Annotated in this window: 23 protein-coding genes and 1 pseudogene; 20 read left to right on the top strand and 4 right to left on the bottom strand. The window is 67.7% G+C overall.

Annotated features, from left to right (window positions below; translation table 11 throughout):
- The coding region (locus tag RJ1_RS29095) for an HNH endonuclease (protein ID WP_369691062.1) at window positions 1-765 on the top strand (765 nt) is incomplete at its 5' end.
- Between the two features lie 4 nt (window positions 766-769).
- On the opposite strand, the gene mftM is transcribed toward RJ1_RS29095, so the two are convergent.
- Both mftM and mftR read right to left on the bottom strand, forming a co-directional pair.
- Entirely contained in the window at window positions 770-1,594 is an 825-nt protein-coding gene (gene mftM / locus RJ1_RS29090) for a mycofactocin oligosaccharide methyltransferase MftM (protein WP_073365978.1), read from the bottom strand.
- A 37-nt stretch (window positions 1,595-1,631) separates the two neighbouring features.
- Window positions 1,632-2,255: a mycofactocin system transcriptional regulator MftR gene (mftR, locus tag RJ1_RS29085; RefSeq protein ID WP_073365977.1), complete on the bottom strand. Its 624-nt coding sequence runs from the start codon at window positions 2,253-2,255 to the stop codon at window positions 1,632-1,634.
- Between the two features lie 133 nt (window positions 2,256-2,388).
- Between mftR and mftA the strand changes: the two genes are divergently transcribed.
- The 14 genes from mftA (at window position 2,389) to eat (ending at window position 18,889) form a co-directional block, all read left to right on the top strand.
- Window positions 2,389-2,484, top strand: a complete 96-nt coding sequence (gene mftA, locus RJ1_RS29080; RefSeq protein WP_005573048.1) for a mycofactocin precursor MftA — start codon at window positions 2,389-2,391, stop codon at window positions 2,482-2,484.
- A gap of 2 nt (window positions 2,485-2,486) precedes the next feature.
- Window positions 2,487-2,789, top strand: a complete 303-nt coding sequence (gene mftB / locus RJ1_RS29075) for a mycofactocin biosynthesis chaperone MftB (protein ID WP_162850378.1) — start codon at window positions 2,487-2,489, stop codon at window positions 2,787-2,789.
- A gap of 36 nt (window positions 2,790-2,825) precedes the next feature.
- Window positions 2,826-4,043: a mycofactocin radical SAM maturase gene (gene mftC, locus RJ1_RS29070; protein ID WP_073365975.1), complete on the top strand. Its 1,218-nt coding sequence runs from the start codon at window positions 2,826-2,828 to the stop codon at window positions 4,041-4,043.
- A 30-nt stretch (window positions 4,044-4,073) separates the two neighbouring features.
- Entirely contained in the window at window positions 4,074-5,255 is a 1,182-nt protein-coding gene (mftD, locus tag RJ1_RS29065) for a pre-mycofactocin synthase MftD (RefSeq protein ID WP_073365974.1), read from the top strand.
- A 16-nt stretch (window positions 5,256-5,271) separates the two neighbouring features.
- Window positions 5,272-7,239, top strand: a complete 1,968-nt coding sequence (locus tag RJ1_RS29060; RefSeq protein WP_073365973.1) for a mycofactocin system FadH/OYE family oxidoreductase 1 — start codon at window positions 5,272-5,274, stop codon at window positions 7,237-7,239.
- 9 nt (window positions 7,240-7,248) lie between these two features.
- Window positions 7,249-8,061, top strand: coding sequence for a mycofactocin-coupled SDR family oxidoreductase (locus tag RJ1_RS29055; RefSeq protein ID WP_073365972.1), 813 nt, complete (start codon window positions 7,249-7,251; stop codon window positions 8,059-8,061).
- The gene (locus RJ1_RS29050; protein ID WP_073365971.1) at window positions 8,058-10,016 is read left to right on the top strand and encodes a mycofactocin system FadH/OYE family oxidoreductase 2; all 1,959 of its coding nucleotides are present in this window, start codon (window positions 8,058-8,060) and stop codon (window positions 10,014-10,016) included. Before RJ1_RS29055 ends, RJ1_RS29050 begins: the two co-directional genes overlap by 4 nt.
- Window positions 10,017-10,053: 37 nt before the next feature.
- Entirely contained in the window at window positions 10,054-10,776 is a 723-nt protein-coding gene (gene mftE / locus RJ1_RS29045; RefSeq protein WP_073365970.1) for a mycofactocin biosynthesis peptidyl-dipeptidase MftE, read from the top strand.
- Between the two features lie 106 nt (window positions 10,777-10,882).
- Window positions 10,883-12,283, top strand: coding sequence for a mycofactocin biosynthesis glycosyltransferase MftF (mftF, locus tag RJ1_RS29040; RefSeq protein ID WP_073365969.1), 1,401 nt, complete (start codon window positions 10,883-10,885; stop codon window positions 12,281-12,283).
- Window positions 12,283-13,755, top strand: a complete 1,473-nt coding sequence (gene mftG / locus RJ1_RS29035; RefSeq protein WP_073365968.1) for a mycofactocin dehydrogenase MftG — start codon at window positions 12,283-12,285, stop codon at window positions 13,753-13,755. The genes mftF and mftG overlap by 1 nt, the downstream gene beginning before the upstream one ends.
- A gap of 66 nt (window positions 13,756-13,821) precedes the next feature.
- The gene (locus RJ1_RS29030; protein ID WP_073365967.1) at window positions 13,822-15,138 is read left to right on the top strand and encodes a sigma-54-dependent transcriptional regulator family protein; all 1,317 of its coding nucleotides are present in this window, start codon (window positions 13,822-13,824) and stop codon (window positions 15,136-15,138) included.
- Between the two features lie 78 nt (window positions 15,139-15,216).
- Entirely contained in the window at window positions 15,217-16,740 is a 1,524-nt protein-coding gene (gene adh, locus RJ1_RS29025) for an aldehyde dehydrogenase (protein WP_073365966.1), read from the top strand.
- Window positions 16,740-17,282 (top strand): DUF779 domain-containing protein, encoded by a 543-nt coding sequence (locus tag RJ1_RS29020; RefSeq protein WP_073365965.1) that lies wholly within the window; start codon window positions 16,740-16,742, stop codon window positions 17,280-17,282. Before adh ends, RJ1_RS29020 begins: the two co-directional genes overlap by 1 nt.
- Window positions 17,283-17,434: 152 nt before the next feature.
- On the top strand, window positions 17,435-18,889 hold the full coding sequence (eat, locus tag RJ1_RS29015; protein WP_073365964.1) for an ethanolamine permease: 1,455 nt from the start codon (window positions 17,435-17,437) through the stop codon (window positions 18,887-18,889).
- Between the two features lie 32 nt (window positions 18,890-18,921).
- On the opposite strand, the pseudogene RJ1_RS47960 reads toward eat, so the two are convergent.
- Both RJ1_RS47960 and RJ1_RS47955 read right to left on the bottom strand, forming a co-directional pair.
- Window positions 18,922-19,653, bottom strand: a pseudogene (locus tag RJ1_RS47960) (RNA-guided endonuclease InsQ/TnpB family protein); the annotation flags it as partial.
- Window positions 19,654-19,680: 27 nt separating this feature from the next.
- Window positions 19,681-20,079 (bottom strand): hypothetical protein, encoded by a 399-nt coding sequence (locus RJ1_RS47955; protein WP_240319965.1) that lies wholly within the window; start codon window positions 20,077-20,079, stop codon window positions 19,681-19,683.
- 110 nt (window positions 20,080-20,189) lie between these two features.
- Here RJ1_RS47955 and RJ1_RS29005 point away from each other — a divergent pair, with 110 nt between their 5' ends.
- The 5 genes from RJ1_RS29005 (at window position 20,190) to RJ1_RS28985 (ending at window position 26,255) form a co-directional block, all read left to right on the top strand.
- Complete coding sequence (locus RJ1_RS29005) at window positions 20,190-21,602, top strand: ethanolamine ammonia-lyase subunit EutB (protein WP_073365963.1); 1,413 nt, start codon at window positions 20,190-20,192, stop codon at window positions 21,600-21,602.
- Window positions 21,599-22,366: an ethanolamine ammonia-lyase subunit EutC gene (gene eutC / locus RJ1_RS29000; RefSeq protein WP_073365962.1), complete on the top strand. Its 768-nt coding sequence runs from the start codon at window positions 21,599-21,601 to the stop codon at window positions 22,364-22,366. Before RJ1_RS29005 ends, eutC begins: the two co-directional genes overlap by 4 nt.
- A 78-nt stretch (window positions 22,367-22,444) precedes the next feature.
- Window positions 22,445-22,990, top strand: coding sequence for a hypothetical protein (locus RJ1_RS28995; protein ID WP_073365961.1), 546 nt, complete (start codon window positions 22,445-22,447; stop codon window positions 22,988-22,990).
- A 118-nt stretch (window positions 22,991-23,108) separates the two neighbouring features.
- Window positions 23,109-24,449: an MFS transporter gene (locus tag RJ1_RS28990; RefSeq protein WP_073365960.1), complete on the top strand. Its 1,341-nt coding sequence runs from the start codon at window positions 23,109-23,111 to the stop codon at window positions 24,447-24,449.
- Between the two features lie 162 nt (window positions 24,450-24,611).
- Window positions 24,612-26,255: an AMP-binding protein gene (locus RJ1_RS28985; RefSeq protein ID WP_073365959.1), complete on the top strand. Its 1,644-nt coding sequence runs from the start codon at window positions 24,612-24,614 to the stop codon at window positions 26,253-26,255.
- Window positions 26,256-26,884 lie beyond the last annotated feature (629 nt).

The following is a 26,884-nucleotide window of genomic DNA, read 5'->3' as shown; positions in this document are numbered from 1 at the left end:
GGAGCGGCGGTGACGACGCGGCCGGCGCCGGATTCGATGGCGTACCTGAGTGTGTTGATGCCGGTGGAGCAGGCGGTGTGCCTGCAGGCGACGCTGGGAAGGGATGCGGACAGCCTCATCGCCACCGGGAACGGTGGTGGTCGGTCCCGGAATCAGGTGATGGTGGATCTGCTGTTCGCACGCGGCACCGGGCAGGCCGTGGCCTGCGGTGTTCCGGTGGCCGTGAACCTGGTCCTCTCGGACGAAACGCTGCTGACCGGCGGGAACGAGCCGGCGCAGTTGCAGGGGTATGGGCCGGTGCCGGCGGGGATCGCCCGGCAGTGGGTTGCCGACGCGGTCGACGCCGAGGTCAGGGCCACGTTGCAGCGGCTGTACTCGTGCCCGCAGTCGGGGGCGTTGACGGTGATGGAATCGCGGTCCCGGACGTTCCCGAAGGGTTTGGCGAAGTTGATCGACCTCCGCGACCGGACGTGCCGGACTCCGTGGTGTGACGCCCCGATTCGGCATCATGACCACATTCGCCCGCACGGCAAATTTGGCCGGACGTCGGTGCGCAACGGGTCCGGGTTGTGCGAGGCCTGCAACTATGCGAAGGAAGCGCCGGGGTGGGTCGCCCGCCCGGTCACCCGTCCCGGCGGCCGGCATCTGATCGATCTCGGCACCCCGACCGGGCATCACTACCGGTCCACCGCGCCTCCGTTGCCGACTCCGGCACGCCATTCGGCGGTCGAGGCGGTCGTGATCGCAGACCTCCGCGCGTCGTGAGGGGTCAGCAGTCGATGACGAGCCAGCCGCCGTGGTGCTCGAACACCTCGAACTGGTGCCCCGTCGATTCGCCGAGTTTCCGCAACGTCGGGGTGTCGAAGGTTCGGATGTGCCCGTGGCACGCGGTGGCCTCGTCTTCGTACGGGACTGCGACGACCACCCGGTCGTGGGCGATGCGGAGGGCCTCGGATATCACTGCGGCCCCGACGTTTTCGTCGACGTGTTCGAGGAGGTGGATGGCGGTGACGGTGTCTGCGCTGTCGTCGGGGACGGGCACGTGCGCAGCGTCGCACACGAGGGTGCGCAGGTCGAGCCCGAGTTCCGGCGCCACGGCGTCGAGGAGGGTCATGGTGCCGGGAAGGATGTCGGTTGCGGTGACGGACCGGCCCGCGCGCGCGAGTCGAAGCGGCAGGAAGCCGAAGCACGATCCGAGGTCGAGAACGGAACCGCGGACCAGTTGTTCCGCCTTCTCGTGGATCGGCGCGAAGTCGGCGGTGCCGTAGAGGAGTTCGTCCAGGGAGTTGCGGTAGTAGACGGTCCATGCGTCGAGTGCACCGTCGACGGTGGAGCGGACGAGTCCGACCATGGTCGACTCGAATTCGTCCTGACCGAATGCGGCGTCCTCGATGGATGCGGTGACGGAGGCGACGAGTCGTTCGCTGAGATCGCCGGGTGTGAGCGCGTGCGTGACCCGCAGTTGATCGCCGTCGCGGGTGAGTGTGAGCGGCCCGGCTTCGACCCGCTGCACCGTGACGTGACCATGTGACCACAGCCCGGGTTCGCAGGGAGCGAGTGAGTCGAAAGGGGGCGTGTCGAGAGTGGAAGTCATTCGAGGCAACCTTGCCGAGAGGTGATGGCGGGAGGGATCAGGACTGGGTGTCGGGCTCGCCGAGCGAACTCAGACCATCGTAGAGCGATTGCATTCCGCTGGCGAGTAGTTCGTTCAGTTCGAGGGAATCGTCGTCGAGCCACTGTTCGTACGCTGACATGGCAACGCCGAGCAGAAGATAGCCGACGGTCCGCGGAACGTGGTCGGTCGGAGAGACTCCGAGCCGGCTCGCGACGTACTCGGCGATGACGTTGCGCCACCCTTCGTACATCACCACCGAATACGCCTGCAGGGCCGGCACTCGCAGGATCAGGCCCATGCGTTTGCGGTGGTTGATCGCCTCGCTCGCGGGAAAGGCGTTGAACTGCAGCAGTGCGGCGGTGAGCCCGTCGGCGATCGGGATGTCGTCGGGTTGCGCCTCGAGCTGGGCGCGCATCTCGTCGAGGTGAGCGTCGAAGTCTCCCCACGGGATCGCGTTCTTGGACGGGAAGTAGCGGAACAGTGTGCGCCGGGCGATGCCGGACGCTTCGGCGACTTCGTCGACGCTGGTGGCGTCGAATCCTTGTTCCGTGAACAACTCGATCCCGACGGTGCTGATCCGATCCTGCGTAGTGGACGGGCGTCGCCCTATCCGACTGGATGGTTTTCGACGACTTCTCAACTTTCGTACCCTCCCGGTCTGTCATTCTGCACTCGATGCCATTACAGTGGTGAGGCGAGTCACAGAGATGGTCCCCTATGACGGGGGACATCCCTCCGGCTCGCGCCGTATCACCGAACAGTAGGAGGAAATCATGTCGGATCGCGACAACAACGTGCTGGAAAACGACTTGGTCGAGGAATCCCTGGTGGAAGAGGTCTCGATCGACGGCATGTGCGGCGTGTACTGATCATGTCCGCTCCAGCTTCTGCTTCAGTGACCGGCAGCGCCGGTATCGATCTCGATGTGGGCTGGAAGCTTCATCCGCAGGTGGCGCTGCGTCCCGAACCTTTCGGGGCGCTGCTCTACCACTTCGGGACGCGCAAACTGTCGTTCCTGAAGAACCGCACGATCGTCGCGGTGGTCGAAGCCCTTCCCTCACATGCCGACGCCCGGTCCGCACTGCGGGCGCAGGGTATCGGGGACGACACTGCCGCGCAGTACGCGCGAGCGCTCGGCACCTTGGCCGAGTCGCACATGATCGTTCCCGCCTGACCAGCTCTCACCACCCCGTACCAGAGGACACAGCCCATGACCTCCATGCTCGAAAGGCCGTCCGCCCCGGTCGGCCGTCTCGTCGACCAGTTCGAACTCGGTCTCGACGCCCCGATCTGCCTGACCTGGGAGTTGACCTACGCGTGCAACCTGTCGTGTGTGCACTGTCTGTCCTCCTCGGGCCGGCGTGACCCGCGGGAGTTGAGCACCGAGCAGTGCAAGTCGATCATCGACGAACTGCAGCGCATGCAGGTCTTCTACGTGAACATCGGCGGCGGTGAGCCGACCGTTCGCTCCGACTTCTGGGAGCTCGTCGATTACGCGACCGCCCACCAGGTGGGGGTGAAGTTCTCCACCAACGGCGTGAAGATCGACAAGAAGGTCGCGGCCCGGCTCGCGGCCAGCGACTACGTCGACGTGCAGATCTCCCTCGACGGTGCGACGGCCGAGGTCAACGACGCCGTCCGCGGTCCGGGTTCGTTCGCGATGGCCGTGCGGGCCCTCGAGAATCTGTCCGAGGCAGGTTTCAAGGACGCGAAGATCTCCGTCGTCGTGACCCGGCACAACGTGTCCCAGCTCGACGACTTCAAGGCCCTCGCCGACAAGTACGGCGCCACCCTCCGCATCACCCGGCTGCGCCCGTCGGGCCGCGGCGCGGACGTGTGGGACGAACTGCACCCCACCCAGGCGCAGCAGCGCGAGTTGTACAACTGGCTGGTCGCCAACGGTGAGGGCGTGCTCACCGGCGACTCCTTCTTCCACCTGTCCGCCTACGGCGACGCGTTGCCCGGCCTGAACCTGTGCGGCGCCGGTCGCGTGGTGTGTCTGATCGACCCGATCGGCGACGTCTACGCCTGCCCGTTCGCGATCCACGACCAGTTCCTCGCCGGAAACATCTTGGCGGACGGCGGTTTCCAGCAGGTGTGGCAGACGTCGGAGCTGTTCCAGGAGCTGCGGTCCCCGCAGACCGGCGGCGCGTGCAGCAAGTGCAACCATTACGACTCCTGCCGCGGCGGGTGCATGGCCGCGAAGTTCTTCACCGGGCTGCCGATGGACGGCCCGGACCCCGAATGCGTGATCGGCAACGGTGAACTGGCGTTGGCTGCGGCCGGGGAGATCCCGAAATCGAGTGTCGACCATTCCCGCACCGGCCAGCGCCGGACCCCGCGGGCGCCGGTTCCGCTGACGCTGATGGTGCGTCCCCCGGCAAAGATTTGTGACGAGAACCCGCTTGCGGGCATGGACCAGACGTAACGCCGTCTGCCAGGTACGAGAGGTATTCCCATGGGTAAGAATCCGTTTTTCGAGACGGTGGCCGAGGCTCAGCGCCGCGCGAAGAAGCGCCTGCCGAAGTCGGTGTACGCGGCGCTGATCGCCGGGTCCGAGCGCGGCGTGACGGTCGACGACAACATCGCGGCGTTCGGTGAGCTGGGGTTCGCCCCGCACGTCGTCGGGCTGTCCGACAAGCGTGAGTTGTCCACGACCGTGATGGGGCAGCAGATTTCGCTGCCCGTCGTGATCTCTCCGACCGGTGTGCAGGCTGTGCACCCGGACGGCGAGGTTGCCGTGGCACGCGCCGCGGCGGCGCGGGGAACGGCGATCGGTCTGAGCTCGTTCGCCAGCAAGTCGATCGAGGAGGTCACGGCCGCCAATCCTCAGACCTTCTTCCAGATGTACTGGGTCGGCAGCCGCGACGTTCTGATCCAGCGGATGGAACGGGCCCGCGCCGCGGGTGCGACCGGGCTGATCATCACCACCGACTGGTCGTTCTCGTACGGTCGCGACTGGGGCAGCCCGGCGATCCCCGAGAAGATGGACTTCAAGGCGATGCTCCAGTTCGCGCCGGAGGGCATCACCCGCCCGAAGTGGCTGTACGAGTTCGCGAAGACCCGCAAGATCCCGGATCTGACCACCCCGAACCTGGCGCAGCCCGGTCAGGAACCGCCCACGTTCTTCGGTGCGTACGGCGAGTGGATGCAGACGCCGCTGCCGACGTGGGACGACATCGCGTGGCTGCGTGAGCAGTGGGGCGGGCCGTTCATGCTCAAGGGTGTCATGCGGGTCGACGACGCCAAGCGCGCCGTCGATGCCGGTGTCACCGCGATCTCCGTGTCGAATCACGGCGGCAACAATCTCGACGGCACCCCGGCGCCGATCCGTGCGCTGCCCGCCATCGCGGAGGCCGTCGGCGACCAGGTCGAGGTGCTGCTCGACGGCGGGATCCGCCGCGGCAGCGACGTCGTCAAGGCCGTCGCCCTCGGTGCGCGGGCCGTGATGATCGGCCGCGCGTACCTGTGGGGTCTCTCGGCGAACGGTCAGGCCGGCGTCGAGAACGTCCTCGACGTCCTCCGTGGGGGCATCGACTCGGCACTGCTCGGATTGGGCCACTCGAACATCCACGACCTCACGCCGTCCGACGTCGTGATTCCGCCCGGATTCGCACGTGTACTCGGCGCCGAATCCTGACCGACGAACGGCGTAGATGTCTGCGCAGTTGACAGACCCGATCACCCTGGCCGGACGCCATGCCCGGTCCAGGGTGCTTCTGGGTCCGCACCTCACCAATCTGGGTGTGCGAAGGGCATTGTCACCGCGCCACGTCGCGTATTACGAGCGGCGGGCGCGCGGCGGGGCCGGGATCGTCGTCACCGAGGTGGCGTCGGTCCACGACTCCGACTGGCCCTACGAACGGGCACCGCTGGCATCCGACTGCGTCGACGGCTGGCGGGACGCGGTCGCGGCGTGCCGGCCGCACGGCACCCTGGTGCTGGCGGGCCTGGGACACACCGGGTTGCAGGGGTCGAGCGCGTATTCGCAGGCGGTGCTGTGGGGACCGTCGGGAGTTGCCGACGTGGTCTCCCGCGAGATGCCGATGCCGATGGGGCAGCGGGAGATCGACAGCCTCGTCGCGGGATTCCGTGCGGCGGCGGTCGCGGCCGTGTCCGCGGACGTCGACGGCGTCGAACTCGATGCCGGTCCGAGAAGTCTGTTGCGGCAGTTCCATTCGGATCTCACGAACCTGCGTGAGGACGGGTACGGGGCCGATCCGCTGCGACTCACCCGCGAGGTGCTTGCCGCGGTCCGCGCCGAGTTGGGGCATGGCCGGGTTCTGTCTCTGCGCCTGAGCTGCGACGAGGAGACGTCGTGGGCGGGCGTCACCCCCGAGGCGGCCGCCGGACATGCGCGGCAACTGGCAGACGCCCTCGACCTGCTCGTGGTGGTGCGCGGCGGACCGATGTCGGCGAACGCGTACCGCCCCGACTTCCACCGGTCGCCGTCGTTCAACACAGAACTCTGCCGGGACGTCCGCCGCGCGGTCGCGGGCGCGGTCCCCGTCGTGCTGCAGGGCAGCGTGATCGATCCGTCCGACGCCCGGCGCGCGCTCGACGAGGGGGTCGCCGACATCGTCGAGATGACGCGCGCGCAGATTGCCGATCCCGACCTCGTCGTCAAGATCCGGCGGGGTGTGGCGCCGCGGCCGTGCGTCCTGTGCAACCAGACGTGCCAAGTCCTCGATCCCCGCAATCCCGTCGTCACGTGCGTCGGCAATCCCACTGCCGGGCACGAGAGCGTCGATCCTCCCGAGGAGTCCGCGAACGGTGCCGGCGACGCGGTACTGGTGGTGGGCGGCGGTCCGGCGGGTCTCGAGGCCGCCCGCGTGCTCGCGGTGCGTGGTTTCCGCGTCACCGTGGCGGACGCGTCGGTCCGGCTCGGCGGGATAGTCCGGGTCGCGGCTGCCGCAGCGCCGCACCTGACGGCGCTGACCGACTGGCTCGAGAACGAATGCCGCAGCCTCGGAGTCGAATTCCGGCTGGGCTCCACCGTCTCGGACGCCGAGCTGGACGCCGCGGAACGCGAGGGCGCGACGGTGATCCTCGCGACCGGCAGCAGGCCGAGGCCGCTACCGTTTCCCGTCGCGGGGAGTGTCCGGTGCCTCGGCGCCGCGGAACTGCTGGGCAGCGGCACGCCGGGGGAGGGGCACCACGTCGTGTTCGACCCGGTGGGCGGACCCGTGGGCGTGGCGGTCGCGGAGTGGCTGGCGGCGCGGGGAAGGGACGTGCGCATCGTGACGCAGGACTCGGTGGCCGGTTCGCGGCTCGGAATGACCGGGGATCTCGCCGACGCCAACACCCGCCTGCAACGGGCCGGGGTGACGCGCCACCTCGACAGCCGCATCGTGTCGGTCGGTGAGGCAGGCATGCGGATCGTCGACCGCTTCACCGGGGACGAGTCGGTGGTGCCGTGCGCCGTGCTGATCGACTGCTCCCACCGCCTCCCGGAGGACGCGCTCCGCTCGTCGCGCCCGGACACGGTGCGGGCGGGTGACTGTGTGGCTCCCCGAACCCTTCTCGAGGCGGTCCGCGAGGGCCGCGCCGAGGCGCAGAACGTGACCGCACGAACACGGTCCGAGTTCGACCACCATCCGTTCACCCTCGTCAACGAGAGATAGGACATTTCCATGGGACAGTTCGACGGCAAGGTCGCGTTCATCACTGGGGCTGCCCGCGGGCAGGGGCGAACGCACGCCGTGCGATTGGCGCGGGAAGGCGCGGCGATCATCGCCGTCGACATCTGCGGACCGGTGTCGGAGTACAACAGTTACGAGCCGGCGACGGCGGACGACCTGGCCGAGACGGTACGGCTGGTGGAATCCGAGGGCGGCAAGATTCTCGCCGAGCAGGCGGACGTGCGCGACAGCGCGGGACTGAAGGCCGTCGTGGACCGGGGTGTCGAACAGTTCGGCCGGCTCGACATCGTGATCGCGAACGCCGGGATCTGCAATTGGAATCGCTTCTGGGAGATGCCCGACGAGCAGTGGGAGACGCTGATCGACGTGAACCTCACCGGCGCGTGGAAGACGTTGAAGGCGGCGGTCCCTGCGTTGATCGAGGGTGGTCGGGGCGGCTCGATCATCGTGATCAGCTCCGTCGCGGGCATCAAGCCCCTTCCGGGGCAGGCGAATTATGCCGCCTCCAAGTTCGGGCTCGTGGGACTGACCCAGACCGCGGCGAAGGAGCTGGGCGAATACGGCATCCGGGTCAACTCCGTTCACCCATACGGCGTGAAGACCCCGATGGGCACCGACCCCGGCAGTCTCGTGCTGCTCGAGAAGCACCCGCACTACATGTCGAGTTTCGGCACCATCCTCACCGAGCACCCGCTGGCCGACACGGACGACATCACCGATGCCGTGCTGTGGCTTGCTGGTGACGGTTCGCGGAGGGTGACGGGCAGCCAGGTCGCCGTCGACATGGGCAACACCAAGGTGTGAACACGCCCGAGTACCGCCACCTGTTCACCCGATTGCGTCTGGGACCGCTGACCCTGCGCAATCGGGTGGTCTTCTCCGCGCACCTCACGGGGTACGCCGTGGACGCGCTGCCCACCGCGCAGCACGCCGCCTACTACGCGGCGCGGGCGAAGGGTGGTGCGGGCCTGATCATCTCCGAGGAACACGCCACCCACCCCAGTGACTGGCCGTACGAGAAGGTGATCGCCGGCTACCGGCCGGAGGTCGTCCCGGGGTATCGGCGGATCACCGACGCGGTCCACGAGCACGGCGTCCCGATCCTGGCTCAGGTCAACCACAACGGCGGTCAGGGGTCGAGCATGTACTCGCGGCGTCCGCTGTGGGCGCCGAGCGCCGTCCCCGACCCGCTGTTCCGGGAAGTGCCCAAGGCGGTCGATCAGCGGGAGATCCGGACACTCGTCGACGGGTACGCGCGCGTCGCCGAGCACTGTGTCCGGGGCGGATTCGACGGGATCGAACTGCAGTGCTCCCATTCGTCGCTCGTGCGAAGTTTCCTCGCGCCTGCCACGAATCAGCGGACGGACCGATACGGCGGGTCGCTCGGCAACCGTGCCCGGTTCCTCCTCGAGGTGGTCGCGGCGGTGCGCGCGGTGGTCGGCCCGGACCGCGCGCTCGGGGTCCGGCTCGCCGGCGAGGAGCTGTTCGACGGCGGTGTGCGTCTCGACGAGGCGGTGGAGGTGGCCGCTCTCGTCGAGGCGGACGGCCGGGTCGACTACCTCAACACGTCGATCGGAATGGCCACCGAGACGCTGCACATGATCGAGGCGTCCATGGCCGTTCCCCGCGGGTATGCGTTGTTCGTCCCGAACACGATCCGGCAACGGGTCGGCCTGCCGGTGGTGGGTGTCGGCCGGTTCACGGATCCGCACCAGGCCGACCGGGCTCTGGACGAGGGGCACTGCGACCTGATCGGGGTGGTGCGCGGCCAGATCGCCGACCCCGACTTCGCGGCGAAGGCACTCGCCGGCGAGGAGGACGAGATCCGCACGTGCCTGGCATGCAATCAGGAATGTGTCGGGCGCATGGGCCTGGGCCGGTGGCTCGGGTGCGTCGTGAACCCCCGCGCGGGCCGGGAATCGATCCTGTTGCCCGAACCTGTCGTTCGCGGCAAGCGAGTGGTCGTGGTCGGCGGCGGACCGGCCGGGCTGAAGGCTGCCGCGACCGCGGCGCAGCGCGGTCACGACGTGACGCTGTTCGAACGCACGACTGCACTCGGTGGGCAGGTCCGGACAGCCGCGGTCGTGCCGGGCCGCCGCGAGTTCCTCGAACTCGTCGTCGATCTGGAATCGGAATGCGCTCGGCGCGGGGTGGACGTGCGGATCGGCACGGAGGCGACCGCGGAGACCGTCGCCGGGGAGGCGCCCGACGTCGTGGTGCTCGCGACCGGGGCGCGTCCGCGACGTCCGCGCTGGGCGGGCACGCGGCAACGGGTCGTCGATGTCCGCGACGTGCTGGAGGGGCGAGCGCATCCGTCCGGGATCGTGCTGGTGGTCGACGAGCTGGGTTTTCATCAGGGCACGTCCGTCGCGGAGTTCCTCGCCGACGCCGGCTGTGCCGTCACGATCTGCACACCGGCGATGATCGTCGGCCAGGATCTCGGGATCACACTCGACCTGGAGGGCTGGAAACGGCGGGCGCACCGCAAGGGCATCACCCAGGTGACGGACGTCGTGCCGACCGGGTGCGACGACGCCGGGGGGAGGCTCGCGGTGACGTTGCTGCACCACCCGACCGGTCGGTCCCGGCAGCTCACCGTCGACTGGGTCGTGTCCTCCGCGCATCAGCAGCCGGAGGACGACCTCTGGAAGGGTTTGGCCGACAGCGGAATCGACGTCCACCGGATCGGCGACGTGCTGGCGCCCCGCCGTGCACACTCCGCCGTCATCGAGGGGGAGCGGGTCGCGCTGTCCCTCTAGTGCAGGTCGACTCGCCACCGTCGCCTAGCATCGGGGGATGCCCCATTCCGGACACCTCGACGACGCGGTGTGGCCCGACCTCGAGTCCCGCGTGTCGACGGTGGTGGTCCCGGTCGGCTCCCTCGAACAGCACGGCCCGCACCTGCCGCTCGACACGGACACCGCCATCGCCGACGCCGTGTCCCGCGCGCTGCCCCACGTGCTGGTGGCGCCCCCGATCGCCTACGGTGCGAGCGGCGAGCACGAGGGATTTCCCGGGACCGTCTCGCTCGGCGCGGAGGCGCTGGAGACCGTTCTGGTCGAGTACGGGAGGTCCGCGTGCCGGTGGGCCGACCGGGTGCTCTTCGTCAACGGGCACGGAGGAAACGGGCCCGCGCTGGTCAAGGCTGTCGCCTTGCTTCGTTACGAGGCCCGTGATGTGGCCTGGGTGCCTTGCGCGGTCCCCGGCGCCGACGCCCATGCCGGACGTACGGAAACGTCCTTGTTGCTGCACCTTTCGCCCGGTCGGGTGAGGTTGTCCAGGGCCGAAGCCGGTAATACGGAACCTATCGCGAGGTTGATGCCAAGACTGCGCGAAGGCGGTATGGTCGCCGTGTCGGCCAACGGCGTGCTCGGTGACCCGACGGGCGCTACGGCCGCGGAGGGGGCGCAGCTCTTCGGCGTACTCGTCGACGCAGTCACCAAGGCACTGGCCCGGTGGGAATCGGGCCCCGATGGAAGGCTCCGGTGGGAACCGGGCGCCGATGGGAGGCTCCAATGACCCGTACGGGCGTCCTCGGGCTGCCGGGGGCGAATTTCCGGCATGCCTACGCGACTAATTTCCGGCATGCCCTGTCAGCGGCCACCGATCCGCATACGATCGACTGATGCGCCAAGCTCGACTTCCCGATGGATTCGGGATCCGAATCGACCCCAAGGTACGCGCATACTCCGGGGGTCGAGTGCTCATCGGCGGATCGCCGACTCGGATGTTGAAGCTGGCGCCCACTGCCGCGGCCATGATCGGTGACGGCTACCTCGAGGTCGTCGATCCGCAGTCCGCAGTGGTCGCGCGCCGCCTCCTCGACTCGGGTGTCGCGAATCCGCGGCCCATGAGCACCCCCTCGCCGCGGGATGTCACCGTCGTCATTCCGGTGAAGAACAACGCGTCCGGACTGCACCGGGTGCTGGCGTCGCTCCGCGGACTCGAAGTGGTCGTCGTCGACGACGGCTCCGACGTCCCGATCGTCGCCCCCGCGCTGCAGAACGGGTGTGGTGGCCGCGTCACCGTCCTGCGCCACGAGACGGCCAAGGGGCCGGCGGCGGCGCGGAACACCGGTCTGCGTTACGCCGCAACTCCGTTCGTGGCGTTCCTCGATTCCGACGTCCTGCCCCGCACGGGCTGGATCGAGGTCATGCTCGGTCACTTCAGCGATCCCGCGGTCGCGCTCGTCGCGCCGAGGATCGTGGCGCTCGAACCCGAGGCCAGCACCCTCGCGCGGTACGAGCACGCCCGATCGTCCCTCGACCTGGGACGTAAGGAGTCCGCCGTCGAGTCCGGCGGCCCGGTGTCGTACGTCCCGAGCGCCGCGATGATCGCCCGGCGCGAGGTCCTCGACGAGTTCGGCGGCTTCGACGAGTCCATGCACGTGGCCGAGGACGTCGACCTGTGCTGGCGACTCCAGGAATCCGGGTGGCGACTGCGCTACGAGCCTGTGGCCCACGTTGCGCATGATCACCGTGTGACGTTCGGAAAGTGGTTCGACCGCAAGCTGTTCTACGGCACCGGTGCGGCGCCGCTCGCGGCGAGGCATTCGGGAATGGTCCCGCCGCTGTCGATGTCGCCGTGGACGTTCTTCGCCTGCATCGCCGCCGCCACCTGCACCCGGCTGGGTCTCCTCGGTGCCGTCGCCACCCTCGCGATGATGGTGCTGCGCCTGCGCCGCATGTTCACCGGCCTCGACCAGCCGACCCGCATCGCGGCCATCCTCGCAGCCCAGGGTTTCGCCGGTGGAGCGTGGCAACTGGCCTCCGCGATGTGTCGCCACTACTGGCCCATCACGCTCCTGGCGGTGCTGCTCTCGAAACGGATCCGCCGCATCGCTCTCGCCATCGCCGTCGCCGAAGGCGTCGCCGACTGGGCGACGCACCGCGAGCCGGGCGGCCTGGGACCGGTGCGGCACACGGTGTTCAAGCGGTTGGACGACGTCGCATACGGCGCCGGACTCTGGAAAGGCGCCATCGTCGCTCGTGACCTCGACGCATTGAAGCCGCGGTTGAAGTCGTAGTGGCCGATCCGATTCGCGCCGCCGACGTCGTGGTCGTCGGCGGCGGTTCGAGTGGATGCGTGGTGGCCGCTCGGCTCAGTGAGGATCCCGGACGATCGGTTCTCCTCCTCGAGTCCGGACCCGGTTACCGGTCGGCCCTCGACTGTCCCGTCCTCGACTACCGGACGCTGCCGGTCGGTCCGGGCAGCGCGTTCACGGAGACGTACGGTGTGGAGTTGGCGCCGAGTGTGCCCTCGACCATGGTGCGCGGTCGTGTCCTCGGCGGTTCGGGCGCCGTCAACGGGGCGTACTTCGTCCGCGGGACGGAAGCGGACTTTCGGCACTGGCCCGCGTCGTGGTCGTACGAGAACGTGCTGCCCGCCTTCCGGGCACTCGAGCGTGACGCCGACTTCGACGATGACCGGCACGGCACCACCGGGCCGATGCCCGTTCGCAGGCAGCCCGTGGAGCAGTTGAGTGAGATCAGTGCGGCGTTCCGCGCCGCGGCGCTCGGGGCGGGACATCCGGAGGAACCCGACAAGAACGGTACCGGCGTCGGCGGCATCGGACCCGTCCCGCTCAATGTCGACGGCGGCCGCCGTGTCAGCACGGCCGCCGCGTATCTGCTGCCGGCGTCGGGGCGTCCCAATCTGACGGTCGAAACGAACTCGGACGTCGTCCGAATTCTGTTCTCCGGTAACGAGACCGTCGGGGTGGCGGTCGAGGCCGGCGGCGTGCGGCGCACGGTTCGCGCAGGCCGGGTCGTGCTGGCGGCCGGCCCCGTCGAAACTCCGGTGCTGCTGATGCTTTCGGGAATCGGACCGGAAGAACACCTGAGGAGCAACGATATTCCGGTGGTTCTCGACCTGCCGGGTGTCGGTACCGAATTCAGCGATCATCCGGAAGTCGCTCTGCCGTATCGTATCCGGGACTCCCTCCGTCGCAGCGACACGAGTCCAGTCGTCGAGACGGTGCTGAATGTCGGCGATCTCGAGATCCGGCCGTACACGGCACCGTTCGACGTGCTCGTCCCCGGGTCCGGGCAGCCCGACCCGATCCTCGGGATCGGGCTCATGGTGGCGGACAGCCGGGGCGACATCCGGCTGACGTCGAGCCACCGGCAGGACCGGCCGCGGATCGAATACCGCTACGCGCAATCCGCCTCCGACCGCCGGGCGCTGCGCGAAGGACAGGCCATCGGACTGGAACTGCTCCACTCGCCCGACCTGCGCCCGCTGCTCGTGCCGCTGTCCGAGGACGTATCCGACCGCTCGGTGCTCGCCCACCTGGGAACGTCGCTACACCTGTGCGGCAGTTGCAGGATGGGCGAGAGCGGAGACGCGGCTGCGGTCGTGGACGCGCGGTGCAACGTCCGGGGAGTGGAGGGGCTGACGATCGCCGACACCTCCGTGTTCCCGGTGGTCCCGAGCCGTGGGCCGCATGCCACGGCGGTCATGGTCGCGGAACGGGTCAGTACCTTCCTGAGGGAGTGACGGAGGGGACCACACAGCCCCGTGTGACCCGGGTTACAGTAGGCAGAGACGCCGTGGAGGAGTTCGATGCAAAGTCAACCGCCCACAGGGGGCAATCCGTGGGTCGCCGTGCGCCCGGGAGACGACGTGGCGATGCTGGCACGCAGGGTGTCTTCGGCGCATCAGTTGTTCGTCGACCGTCACGCACCCACGGGTCCTGCCACGGAGGGGGAGGGAAATTCCGTCCGTTCCGTCATCCTCGACTCGTGGATGCGCAGCACCAGCAAGGGAGTCAGTCCGGACGGGTCGGCCCGGGCGGTCGATCTGGCGGCCGCGGATCTCGCCACGTACCGGGCGTCGCATCCGATGTCGATCATCCGGCCGGTGGTGCGCAAACTTCTCGTCGAGGACGCCGCCGACACGGGACTGCTCGTCGCCATCACCGACGAGAAGGGCCAGTTGCTGTGGGTCGAGGGCGATTCGTCCGCCAAAGACCGGGCACTGGAGATGAACTTCGTCGAGGGCGCCGACTGGAGTGAGGACACCGTGGGCACCAACGCCCCGGGCACCGCGCTGGCACTCGATCACTGCGTGCAGATCTTCGGGGCGGAGCACTTCAGCCGGTCGGTGCACGACTGGAGCTGTTCGGCGGCGCCCGTTCACGACCCGGCGACCGGACTGATCGTCGGCGCTATCGACATCACCGGTGGTCCCCGGGTGGCGGTGCCCGAGGTGCTGTCGCTGATCAGGGCCACCGTCGCCGCCGCCGAGGCGGAGTTGCGCCTCCACCTGCTGCGGTCACCGCAACCGCTCGTCGAGACGGTGCTGCGGTTGGAGGTGCTGGGCTCGGGACGCCCGACTCTGGTGCGTGGTGCCGAACGCCTCCCGCTGTCGCAGCGGCACGCGGAGATCCTTCTGCTCCTCGCGGAGCATCCCGAGGGGTTGAGCTCCGACCGTCTCGCGGTCCTGCTCGACGAGAACGAACTCGACGCCGTCACGATTCGTGCCGAGATGTCGCGCCTGCGTAAGGTTTTCGGTCCCGCGAACCTCGGATCGCGGCCCTATCGACTGCTCGCCGAACTGACGTCGGACGTCCGGCAGGTGCGCAGCGCCCTGGATCGCGGTGAGCTCGCCGCCGCCCTCGACGTGTACTCGGGTCCGGTGCTCCCCGGATCGGAGGCGCCCGGGGTGGAGGACCTGCGCGACGAACTGCGGGCACGCGTTCAGGCGGCGCTGCTGAGGGAGGGCGATCAACGGTTGCTCGCCAAGTGGACCACGTCCGTCCACGGCCGCGAGGACGTCGCCGCATGGGAGGCGTATCTCGCCGGACTCGACCCGCGTTCGCCCCTGTACTCGCAGGTCAAGTCCAGGATCGATCTGTTCGATCAGCAGTACGCAACGTAGTTGCAACGGTACGGTCCCTAGTGTTGTGAGTCACACCCAGAAAGTTCACCCGAGTTTCACGACACCAGGGAGTTATCGATGACCGTGTATGCCCGCCCGGGTTCGCCCGACGCCGTCATGTCCTTCCAATCGCGTTACGACAACTGGATCGGCGGCCAGTGGGTTGCGCCCGTCAAGGGCCAGTACTTCGAGAATCCGACACCGGTCACCGGGCAGCCGTTCTGCGAGGTCGCGCGGTCGACGTCGGAGGACATCGAACTCGCACTCGACGCCGCCCACGCCGCGGCTCCCGCCTGGGGCAAGACGTCGGTCGCCGAGCGCGCCATCATCCTGAACAAGATCGCGGACCGCATCGAGGAGAACCTCGAATCCATCGCGCTCGCCGAATCCTGGGACAACGGCAAGCCGATCCGCGAGACCCTGAACGCCGACATTCCGTTGGCGATCGACCACTTCCGGTACTTCGCCGGCGCGATCCGCGCCCAGGAAGGCGCCCTGTCGGAGATCGACTCCGACACCGTCGCCTACCACTTCCACGAGCCGCTCGGCGTCGTCGGGCAGATCATCCCGTGGAACTTCCCGATCCTGATGGCCGTGTGGAAGCTTGCTCCCGCACTGGCCGCGGGTAACGCGGTCGTCCTCAAGCCGGCCGAGCAGACCCCCGCGTCGATCCTGCACCTGATCTCCGTCATCGGCGATCTGCTGCCGGCCGGTGTGCTGAACATCGTCAACGGTTTCGGTGTCGAGGCGGGCAAGCCGCTCGCGTCGAGCCCCCGGATCCGGAAGATCGCGTTCACCGGTGAGACCACCACGGGTCGGCTCATCATGCAGTACGCGTCGCAGAACCTGATCCCGGTCACCCTCGAGCTCGGTGGCAAGAGCCCCAACATCTTCTTCTCCGACGTCCTGTCCTCCAACGACGACTACCAGGACAAGGCGCTCGAGGGATTCACGATGTTCGCCCTCAACCAGGGTGAGGTGTGCACCTGCCCGTCGCGGTCGCTGATCCAGGAAGACATCTTCGACGAGTTCCTGGCGATGGCGGCGATCCGCACCAAGGCCGTCCGCCAGGGTGATCCGCTCGACACCGACACGATGATCGGCGCGCAGGCGTCGAACGACCAGCTCGAGAAGATCCTGTCGTACATCGAGATCGGCAAGGGTGAGGGCGCCAAGGTGATCACCGGGGGTGAGCGTGCCGAACTGGGCGGCGACCTGTCCGGCGGCTACTACGTGCAGCCGACCATCTTCACCGGTCAGAACAAGATGCGGATCTTCCAGGAGGAGATCTTCGGCCCCGTCGTCTCGGTGACGTCGTTCAAGGACTACGACCAGGCCATCGAGATCGCCAACGACACGCTGTACGGCCTCGGGGCCGGTGTGTGGTCGCGGGACGGTGGCGTCGCCTACCGGGCCGGTCGCGACATCCAGGCCGGGCGAGTGTGGACCAACACGTACCACCAGTACCCGGCGCACGCCGCGTTCGGTGGGTACAAGCAGTCCGGCATCGGCCGCGAGAACCACCTGATGATGCTCGAGCACTACCAGCAGACGAAGAACCTGCTGGTCAGCTACGCCCAGAAGGCTCAGGGCTTCTTCTGATGGACACAGCCCGGGCGCCTCAGCGCCTGAAGGCAACCGCCGGGGCGGTGGAGCTTCTCCGCCGCGTCGGCGGTACCCACGGGGCGCTGATGATGCACCAATCCGGCGGATGCTGCGACGGCTCCGCGCCGATGTGCTACCCCGACGGCGAATTCATCGTCGGCGACCGTGACGTACTGCTCGGTGTCCTCGACCTACGGCTCGGTGTCGGGGAAATCCCGTCCACCCGGCCCGAGGGCGCCGACGCAGTGCCCGTGTGGATCTCCGGTTCCCAGTTCGAGGCGTGGAAGCACACCCAGCTGGTGCTCGACGTGGTGCCGGGCCGCGGATCCGGATTCAGCCTCGAAACCCCGGAAGGCTTGCGGTTTCTCAGCCGCGCGCGCGCCTTCACCCCGGAGGAGAACAGCAGCCTCGCCGCAGAGGAGGTCATCGTGGGTCAACGGTGGGAGCAGGGCTGGAGGCCCGCACCGTCACCCGAACCGCAGGTGGTCGCCGAAGCCGTGGAGGCGTGTCCCGTGCCCGCCCGCCGCGAGGTTCCCTAGCACCGCAGGTGCCGCTCGACCTCCATTTTTACGTCACGGTCACGTTGTGCTGACACGACGTGTACACAGCTCGTTTAACGTTCGCCTCGGCGCCTGAAGCCCGCTCCTCGAGCGGTCGGCGAGGCAACACTCGGATCGATGTAGGGGACGGAATGTCACTCGTAGAACCATCCAAGAATTCCGGAACCGGGCAACATCACGATGCTGCCGACTTCCACTCGGAAGACAGTAGTTACCTGGAAAAACGCACGCTCCGAAAGGGTTCGGCGGGCTGGGTGCTGCTCGCCGGCCTCGGCGTCAGCTACGTGATCTCCGGTGATTACGCCGGATGGAACAACGGCCTGGCCGAAGGCGGATTCGGTGGCCTGCTGATCGCCGGTGTCGTCATCGCCGGCATGTACCTGGCGATGGTCCTGGGCATGGCCGAGATGTCGTCGGCGCTGCCCGCCGCGGGCGGTGGTTACACGTTCGCCCGCCGCGCGCTCGGCCCGTGGGGCGGATTCGCCACCGGCACCGCGATTCTCATCGAATACGCGATCGCTCCGGCGGCCATCGCGACATTCATCGGCAGCTACGTCGAATCGCTGAACCTCTTCGGGATCACCGACGGGTGGTGGGTGTACCTGGCGGTCTACGCCATCTTCATCGGAATCCATCTCACCGGTGCCGGCGAGGCCCTCAAGGCCATGTTCGTGATCACCGCGATCGCACTGGTGGGCCTCGTGATCTTCGCGGTCTCCGCGATCGGCCTGTTCGACGCGACCAACCTCACCGACATCGCCGCGACCGACGCGGCGGGGGCCTCGAGCTTCCTGCCGTTCGGCGCATTCGGCATCTGGGCGGCCGTCCCGTTCGCCATCTGGTTCTTCCTCGCCGTCGAAGGCGTGCCGCTGGCCGCGGAGGAGGCCCGCGAACCGGAGAAGAACGTTCCGCGCGGAATCATCATCAGCATGCTCCTCCTCATCGTCACGGGGGCCACCGTCCTGTTCCTCGCGACCGGTGCACTCGGTGCGGAGAGCCTGTCCACGTCGGGGAACCCGCTGGTCGAGGCGCTCGGTGACGGAACAGCGGCGAAGGTGGTCAACTACATCGGCCTGGCCGGCCTCGTCGCCAGCTTCTTCTCGATCATGTACGCCTACTCGCGGCAGACGTTCGCGCTGTCCCGGGCCGGCTACCTGCCGAAGAACCTGTCCGTCACCAACTCGCGGAAGGCACCCACGCTCGCGCTCATCGTGCCGGGTGTCATCGGCTTCGTGCTCTCGCTCACCGGTGAAGGCGCGATGCTGCTCAACATGGCCGTGTTCGGCGCGGCCGTCAGTTACGTGCTGATGATGGTCAGCCACATCGTCCTCCGCAGGCGCGAGCCGGAGATGAAGCGGCCCTACCGCACGCCCGGTGGCATCGTCACCACGTCGTTCGCGCTCGTCATCGCGGCCGCCGCCGTGATCGCCACCTTCCTCGTCGATCCGGTCGCCGCACTGTGGACCCTCATCGCGTTCGCCGCCTTCATGGCCTACTTCGGCCTGTACAGCCGGCATCACCTCGTTGCCAATTCGCCCGACGAGGAGTTTGCTGTTCTTGCGAAGGCAGAGGAAGAACTGGATTAACGGCTCCCCGCGAGAGGCGGAGGATTTCACGCTCAGACCGCATGCACATCCGACCCGAAAGGGGAAGACGCATGGCTGACGTCGTCAACACGAGTGTGGCCCCGTTCTGCCACAGCCAAGATCACCCTGGCAGCGTTCCTGTCTCGGCAGTCGATGAATCCGCACTCCCGACACTGGAAGGTTCGTTCCGCGAGCCCGAGTCGCTGCTTGGCTCTCGCAAAACAACTCGAACACGTCATCCTCGTGTACGCGGGCGCGACCAAAACCACCTTCCGGCCGGCCCGCGCGGCACACTCGATCAGTTCCTGCTTCGATACGCCGATCGCTGCATCGGTCGCCTTTCGGGCCATCGTGGATTTGGCGAGGAACTTAGGCGTGAAGTCCTCGACCGCGATCAGATGGTGATTGTCGACAACACTTTTCGCCCAGGCGCTCGCATCATGCCGGGCCTGCCGAGCAGCCTTCTTCTGCAAGGTCGCTGCGGCCTTGCGGGCCCGCTGGTATCCCTTCGACTGCGGCCCACGCTTGCCGCTGTGTCGTCGGGCCATCTTCCGCTGCGCCTTGCCCAGCTCGGCGGCGCAGCGCTTACGATGTCCCAGATACGGCAGGTCGAACCCTGGACTCGTGGTCGTAGCCGTGACGGATACCCCCCAGTCGATGCCGATCCCACTGCCCTCATCGGCAGCGGGGGTGGCGACGACTTCGCGTCGCACCACGAACGACGCGTACCAGTGCCCGAGCGAATCTCGATGCACTCGCACACTGGTCGGCTCGGCTGGGAGCTCCCGCGATCACACCACTGGAATCACGATGCCCTTCGCCAGACACAGTCGACCGCCGCGGCAGGAAAATCCTCTGGAGCTGTATTCGAGCGACGGAAGCGTGTCCCGGCGCGTCTTGAACCTCGGGCGCCCGCGGCCCTTCACTGTAAACGAGTGCTCCAGAGATTGCGCATACGTGCGCAAGATCTGCTGCTGAGGAACCTGCGCACCCTCCCGCAGCCATGCATTATGGCTGCGGGCATCGGTCAGAAGTTTTCCGAGCTTGGCGAACGTCGGCTTGCGACCGGTCTTCTGCTGGCGCACAGCCTCGTTCCACAGATACCGGCAGCGATGCCACTCCGACTCGAGCGCGCGCACGGCCAACGCGCCTGGCCGAAGCCGAAAGCTGTACCGCACGATTTCCTCCACAGCATTACCGTAGTCAGGAGCACCGACATGAACAGACGTCACACTCGCCGCATCTGCCTGAGGAGCTGCATCCAGATTCGAAAAGGTGGGGCACACACCCGTGAGTCCCAATGACCACCTACAGTCACGGCGTCGCAGGAACCGGGTACACGTTCGACGGTCTGGTCGACCTCATGGCCAAGGCGACACCGCTGCGGAGCGGTGACGAGCTGGCCGGGTGCGCGGCGTCCTCCGACGCCGAACGCGCCGCGGCGCAGTGGGCGCTGGCCGACGTCCCCCTCGGCACGTTTCTGAACGACCTCGTCGTGCCCTACGAGGACGACGAGGTCACCCGGCTCATCATCGATTCGCACGACCGGGTCGCGTTCGGTGAGATCTCCCACCTCACGGTGGGCGGCCTGCGCGACTGGCTGCTGGACGTCGCGGCGCGGGACGGAGCGGCCGAGACGTTCCGCCGCGTCGCCCCGGGTCTGACGCCGGAGATGGTCGCGGCGGTCAGCAAGATCATGCGCAACCAGGATCTCATCGCGGTCGCGCGGGCGGTCACCGTCACCGCGGGGTTCCGGACGACACTCGGCGTGCCCGGGCATCTGGGAACCCGGTTGCAGCCCAACCATCCCACCGACGACCCGCGCGGAATCGCGGCCGCCACGCTCGACGGCCTGCTGCTCGGCTGCGGTGACGCCGTCATCGGAATCAACCCGGCCACCGATTCGCCGCACGCCACGGCCGAACTGCTGCACCTGCTCGACGACATCCGGCAGCGCTTCGACATTCCCGCGCAGTCGTGCGTGCTGTCGCACGTGACCACCACGATGGGACTGATCGAGGAAGGCGTCCCCGTCGACCTGGTGTTCCAGTCCATCGCCGGGACTCAGGGCGCCAATTCCAGTTTCGGCGTGGATATCTCGTTGCTCCGTGAGGCCAACGAGGCCGGCCGGTCGCTGAAACGGGGCACCGTCGGCGACAACGTCATGTATCTCGAAACGGGTCAGGGTTCGGCGCTCAGCGCGGGCGCCCACCTCGGGACGGGCGGCCGCGCCGTCGACCAGCAGACACTCGAGACCAGGGCGTACGCGGTGGCCCGGGATCTCGAACCGCTGCTGATCAACACGGTGGTCGGGTTCATCGGTCCGGAGTACCTGTACGACGGCAAGCAGATCATCCGGGCCGGGCTCGAAGACCACTTCTGTGGCAAGTTGCTGGGCCTGCCGATGGGTGTCGACGTCTGCTACACCAATCACGCCGAGGCCGACCAAGACGACATGGACACGCTGCTCACCCTCCTCGGTGTGGCCGGCGCGGCCTTCGTCATCGCGGTACCCGGCGCCGACGACGTCATGCTCGGATACCAGAGTCTGTCGTTCCACGACGCCCTCTACGCCCGTCAGGTGCTCGGACTCAGGCCGGCACCGGAATTCGAGGACTGGATGCGCCGGCTCGGCATGGTCGACGACGCCGGCCGGGTCCTGCCCATCGATGCTGCCGCGTCGCCGCTGCGAGCACTGACGGTGGCACGATGACCGATCCTGTCGTGCACGACTTCTGGGCCGAACTGAGGGCCACGACACAGGCGCGTATCGGTCTCGGCCGTACCGGCGACGCCCTGCCCACGCAGCGCGTCCTCGAGTTCCGGTCGGCGCACGCCGCGGCACGCGACGCCGTCCACCAACCTCTCGACGCGGAGGCGCTGGCCGAGCAGGTCGAGGCCGTCGGCCTGGGCAGGCCCGTGGTCGTGACCAGCCAGGCGTCCGATCGGAGCGAATACCTGCGCCGGCCCGATCTGGGTCGCACACCCGCAGACCTGTCCGCCGTTCCCGCAGGGACGGCCGAGGTGGGGTTCGTCCTCGCCGACGGGTTGTCGCCGCGGGCACTCACCGATCACGGCGTCTCCCTCCTGTCCGCGCTGGTCGACGAGTTCGGCGGAACGTACACGCTGGCACCACCGGTGATCGCGACGCAGGCCCGGGTGGCGCTCGGCGACCACATCGCGCAGGCCATGGGCGTCCAGACGCTCGTCGTGCTGATCGGGGAACGGCCGGGACTGTCGGTCGCCGACAGCGTCGGCGTCTATCTCACCCATCTGCCGCGGCCGGGACGCACCGACGCGGACCGGAACTGTGTGTCCAACATTCACCCACCCGACGGGCTCGGGTACGAACTCGCCGCTCGCGTCGTCGCGGGCCTCGTGTCCGGCGCCCGGAAACTGGGCCGGTCCGGAGTGGACCTCAAGGACACTTCGCGCGCAGATGCGCTGGCAGCCCCCTCGGAGATCCTCGAACTGTAGTCGTGTTATCTAAAGGGCGGCAGGTCCGACCGGGCCTGCGGAGAACCGCCCTGGACGGGGTGTGACGAGGAGAGATCTATGGCCTTCGCTGGCAATGTGGACGAGTTGGCCCTGCTGCAGGCGGTCCGGTTGAAAGAGCAGGTCAGCGCCGCTGTTCTGGCCGAGCATCTCGGCGTGAGCGCCGCGTCCGCGCAGGCCGCGTACGACGCGCTGCTTACCCAGGGCAAGGCGCAGGAAGTCTCGGAGGGCCGGATCGGTCTGACCGATGCCGGACTGTCGGAGCTCGAAGACCAGCTCGACGCCGAGCGGGTGTCCATCGACGAGGACTCCATCGCGGAGGTGTACGAGAGCTTCGTGCCGTTCCACGAAGAGTTCGTCGGACTGATCGAATCGGCCGACGCCGAGCAGCTGGCCGATCTGGACCGCCGTGCGTCCGTCGTGTTCGACGATCTGTCGGCGTTCGTACCCCGGCTGTCCCGTTACCAGGACCTGTTCGCCGACGCGCTGGCGAAAGCGGCTGCGGGGGAGTCGAAGTGGATCTCCGAGCCCGTGATCGACTCGTACGCCACCGTGTGGACCGAGCTGCGCAGGGAGCTGCTGGGGGCGTCCGGCACCGCCGAATGACGTGACACGGGTCACCACCCCCCATTCGGGGGTGGTGACACAGTGAGCCGGATCACTACCTTTCCTCTCATCCCGGATACGCCCACCAGGGCGTTCCCACGGACCACGGAGGAATCGAGTGACCACAGTCTCCACGTCGGGCGGGGGCGTACCCCACGCCCCCACACCGGTGCGCCAGGGCGGTACCAGCGTCCGCAAGGTGGCCATCGCGAGTGGCATCGGCACGACCATCGAGTTCTACGACTTCTTCATCTACGGCACCGCCGCTGCCCTCGTGTTTCCCACGGTGTTCTTTCCCGCCCTCGGCTCCACCGCCGGGACGGTCGCTTCCTTCGCGACATTCGCCGTGGCGTTCATCGCCAGGCCGGTGGGCGCCATGCTGTTCGGGCACTACGGTGACCGGATCGGCCGCAAGAAGACGCTGATCTCCACGCTCATCCTGATGGGCGTGTCGACCTTCATGATCGGATTGCTGCCCGGGGCGGCGACGATCGGGGTCGCGGCACCGATCCTGCTGGTGCTGCTGCGTTTCGGCCAGGGATTCGCCGTCGGCGGCGAGTGGGCCGGTGCCACCCTGCTCACCGCGGAGTACGCGCCGCCCGGCAAACGCGGCCTCTACGCGATGTTCCCGCAACTCGGTCCCGCCGTGGCGTTCATCCTCTCCAGCGCCACGTTCCTCGTCACCGGCACCCTCCTCGGCGACACCAACGAGGCCTTCCTCGATTACGGGTGGCGTATTCCGTTCCTGTTCAGCGCCGTCCTGGTCGGCATCGGCCTCTACATGCGCCTGGCGATCGAAGAGACACCGGTATTCCGTGCGGCCCAGCAGGCCGACCGCGCCGACGCGGCACCGCGGACCCTCCCGCTCATGGACGCGTGGCGTTACCAGACCAAGGAGATCCTCCTCTCCGCCGGTGCGCTCGCCACACTGTTCGCGTTCTTCTACATGGGCACAGCATTTCTCACCAGCTACGGCACGAAGACGCTCGGGTTCAGCCGCCCGTTCGTGCTGACGGTCGGCATCGCATCGGCGGTCGTCTTCGGATTCACGATCGTCGTGTCCGCGCTGTACTCGGACCGGATCGGGCGCCGGCGCGTCATCATGATCTCCTGCGGACTGGCCGTCGTGTGGGCTCTCGCGCTGTTCCCGCTGCTCGACACCGGTTCGCCTGCCGCGTTCGTGATCGGAGTGATGGTCACGCTCGCGATCTTCGGAATCGCCTACGGCCCCTGTGGGGCCCTGCTGCCGGAGATGTTCCAGACGCGGTACCGCTACACCGGCGCCGGCCTCGGCTACAACCTCGCCGGCGTGCTCGGCGGCGCCGTGCCGCCGCTGATCGCCGCACCGCTGGCGTCGGCGTACGGCAGCGCCGCGATCGGCGTGCTGCTCGCAGTCCTCGGCATGGTGAGCCTGCTGTGCACGAAAGCCCTGGTGGAAACCAAGGACGACGCACTCTGACAGGGCCGGTGAGGGGTGTCCGAACTTCGCACAGTTATCGGCGCCCCTCACCGCGCACTATGCCCTGGATCACGTCAACGAAGAGTAAGTTCGACCGCGGAAGGGCCTTCGGGTCTGCCCGTCCCGTAGGCCGCCCGAAGGGGCGCCTGGAGAGGAAGAGCGATGACAACCCCGCTTCCCAGCTACACCCATGGCGTGTGGGACGCCCCGATGCTGGGCGACACCATCGGAGACAACTTCGATCGGACCGTGGCGGCCCACGCCGATCGTGACGCCCTCGTCGACCGCCCGTCGGGGCGGCGGTGGACGTACGCCGAACTGGCCCGCGACGTCGACGCCGTGGCGGTGGGGTTGCTGACGCGGGGCATCGGGAAGGGTGACCGGGTGGGGATCTGGGCGCCGAACTGCCCGGAGTGGACGCTGATCCAGTATGCGACGGCGAAGATCGGCGCGATCCTCGTCAACATCAACCCCGCCTACCGGGCGCACGAGTTGAAGTACGTGCTCGATCAGGCCGGTATCCGGCTGCTGGTGTCGGCGCCCCAGTTCAAGTCCTCCGACTACGCGGCGATGATCGAGGAGGTCCGGCCGGAGTGCCCCGACCTCGAGATGGTGGTGCTGCTCGGCAGTGCCGAGTGGAGCCGCCTGGCCTCGGACGGGATGGCCGCGCACGCCGCGGATCCGTCCCTGCTGCCCGCCGCGCAGGCCGCGCTGTCTGCGGACGACCCGATCAATATCCAATACACCTCGGGGACAACCGGTTTCCCCAAGGGCGCGACGCTCAGCCACCACAACATCCTCAACAACGGGTACTTCGTCGGCGAGTTGTGCCACTACACGGAGAACGACCGCGTCTGCATCCCGGTGCCGTTCTACCACTGCTTCGGCATGGTCATGGGCAACCTCGCGTGCACGACTCACGGCGCCACCATGGTGATCCCGGGGCCGTCGTTCGATCCGAAGACGACGCTGCAGGCCGTCGAGGCGGAGAAATGCACGTCGCTGTACGGGGTGCCGACGATGTTCATCGCCGAACTCGCCGACCCCGACTTCGAGTCCTTCGACCTGTCCAGCCTGCGGACGGGGATCATGGCTGGCTCGCCGTGCCCGGTGGAGGTGATGAAGCAGGTCATCGAGCAGATGGGCATGTCGGAGGTCTCGATCTGTTACGGCATGACCGAGACGGCGCCGGTGTCGCTGCAGACGCGGTCGGACGACACGATCGACCAGCGGGTGTCCACCGTCGGCCATGTCGGCCCGCATCTCGAGGTCAAGATCGTCGATCCGGCAACGGGATTGACCGTTCGGCGGGGTGAGCCGGGCGAGCTGTGCACCCGGGGGTACTCGGTGATGCTCGGGTATTGGAACAACGCGGAGAAGACGGCGGAGGCGATCGACGCCGGCCGGTGGATGCATACCGGCGACATCGGTGTGATGGATTCCGACGGGTACGTCGCGATCACCGGGCGGATCAAGGACATGGTGATCCGGGGCGGCGAGAACGTCTACCCGCGGGAGATCGAGGAGTTCCTCTACACCCATCCCGACATCCTCGACGCCCAGGTGATCGGTGTGCCCGACGCGAAGTACGGCGAGGAACTGATGGTGTGGGTGCGGATGAAGGACGGCGCGACTCCTCTCGATGCCGCGGCGGTGAAGGAGTTCTGCGCCGGGAAGCTCGCCCACTACAAGATCCCGAGGTACGTGCACGTCGTGGACGAGTTCCCGATGACGGTGACCGGCAAGGTGCGCAAGGTCGAGATGCGGGAAGCGTCGATGGCCTTGCTCAACGAGGTCGGCCGGTAGCGATCGAAGGGTGTTCCCATACCCGTACCACTTCATCTGCCTGCACCACTGATCTGTGGTCGAGTTCGTTCCTAAACTCAATGCCTGAGCGGGCGCGGCCGCGGAGATGCGGTGAGTCCGGTTGACCGCAAATGCAGCATCCGACCAGAGAGCCGACCGCGTGACACTGTTGCGTAGCGAGGTTCCCACGCCCGGCAGGTGGGTACCCGTGGACCGCCAGGCAGAAGGACGAACGCGGCGGCCGGAGACCTTCCGGTTGTCAATCGTCAAGCGGAAGCGGACTGGCGCACTCTTCGTGAAGCTGTTGCGGAGCTTGGCTATACGGTGTGGATGACGAGTTCTCGGAGCAGGGTCACGGCTAGCTTATCCGTACACTTGACGTCTGAGCATCTCTAGATTTAGAAAGTTGATGTGGTCTTCGACGGGGGCCCGAACTGTGGAACAGGTTCAGCCCTGTCGTGACGGCCCTCGATCGGCGGCACATCGATCGTCAACTCGAAGAATCACTTACGCGCGGTCCGGATCCACTCCGCCTCGCCGCAATCTTCGGTATCAGCCCGGGCACCGTGATCCCGTTATGCCGCCGCTTCCCGGCACCTCCTCGGGACCCCTGCAGAACACCACGATCT

The organism is Rhodococcus jostii NBRC 16295, assembly GCF_001894825.1.
GTDB classification, from domain to species: domain Bacteria; phylum Actinomycetota; class Actinomycetes; order Mycobacteriales; family Mycobacteriaceae; genus Rhodococcus_F; species Rhodococcus_F jostii.
This window is presented reverse-complemented; position numbering and strand designations above follow the sequence as displayed.

Bases quoted from the DNA above. Each gene is read 5' to 3' on its own strand.
- RJ1_RS29060 (WP_073365973.1), top strand. From the start codon at position 5,272: ATGTCTGCGCAGTTGACAGACCCGATCACCCTGGCCGGACGCCATGCC.
- RJ1_RS29020 (WP_073365965.1), top strand. From the start codon at position 16,740: ATGGACACAGCCCGGGCGCCTCAGCGCCTGAAGGCAACCGCCGGGGCG.
- RJ1_RS28995 (WP_073365961.1), top strand. From the start codon at position 22,445: ATGGCCTTCGCTGGCAATGTGGACGAGTTGGCCCTGCTGCAGGCGGTC.
- RJ1_RS29030 (WP_073365967.1), top strand. From the start codon at position 13,822: ATGCAAAGTCAACCGCCCACAGGGGGCAATCCGTGGGTCGCCGTGCGC.
- mftB (WP_162850378.1), top strand. From the start codon at position 2,487: ATGTCCGCTCCAGCTTCTGCTTCAGTGACCGGCAGCGCCGGTATCGAT.
- mftE (WP_073365970.1), top strand. From the start codon at position 10,054: ATGCCCCATTCCGGACACCTCGACGACGCGGTGTGGCCCGACCTCGAG.
- eutC (WP_073365962.1), top strand. From the start codon at position 21,599: ATGACCGATCCTGTCGTGCACGACTTCTGGGCCGAACTGAGGGCCACG.
- mftA (WP_005573048.1), top strand. From the start codon at position 2,389: ATGTCGGATCGCGACAACAACGTGCTGGAAAACGACTTGGTCGAGGAA.
- mftD (WP_073365974.1), top strand. From the start codon at position 4,074: ATGGGTAAGAATCCGTTTTTCGAGACGGTGGCCGAGGCTCAGCGCCGC.
- mftC (WP_073365975.1), top strand. From the start codon at position 2,826: ATGACCTCCATGCTCGAAAGGCCGTCCGCCCCGGTCGGCCGTCTCGTC.
- RJ1_RS29055 (WP_073365972.1), top strand. From the start codon at position 7,249: ATGGGACAGTTCGACGGCAAGGTCGCGTTCATCACTGGGGCTGCCCGC.
- adh (WP_073365966.1), top strand. From the start codon at position 15,217: ATGACCGTGTATGCCCGCCCGGGTTCGCCCGACGCCGTCATGTCCTTC.
- RJ1_RS29005 (WP_073365963.1), top strand. From the start codon at position 20,190: ATGACCACCTACAGTCACGGCGTCGCAGGAACCGGGTACACGTTCGAC.
- mftM (WP_073365978.1), bottom strand. From the start codon at position 1,594: ATGACTTCCACTCTCGACACGCCCCCTTTCGACTCACTCGCTCCCTGC.
- mftF (WP_073365969.1), top strand. From the start codon at position 10,883: ATGCGCCAAGCTCGACTTCCCGATGGATTCGGGATCCGAATCGACCCC.
- RJ1_RS28985 (WP_073365959.1), top strand. From the start codon at position 24,612: ATGACAACCCCGCTTCCCAGCTACACCCATGGCGTGTGGGACGCCCCG.
- eat (WP_073365964.1), top strand. From the start codon at position 17,435: ATGTCACTCGTAGAACCATCCAAGAATTCCGGAACCGGGCAACATCAC.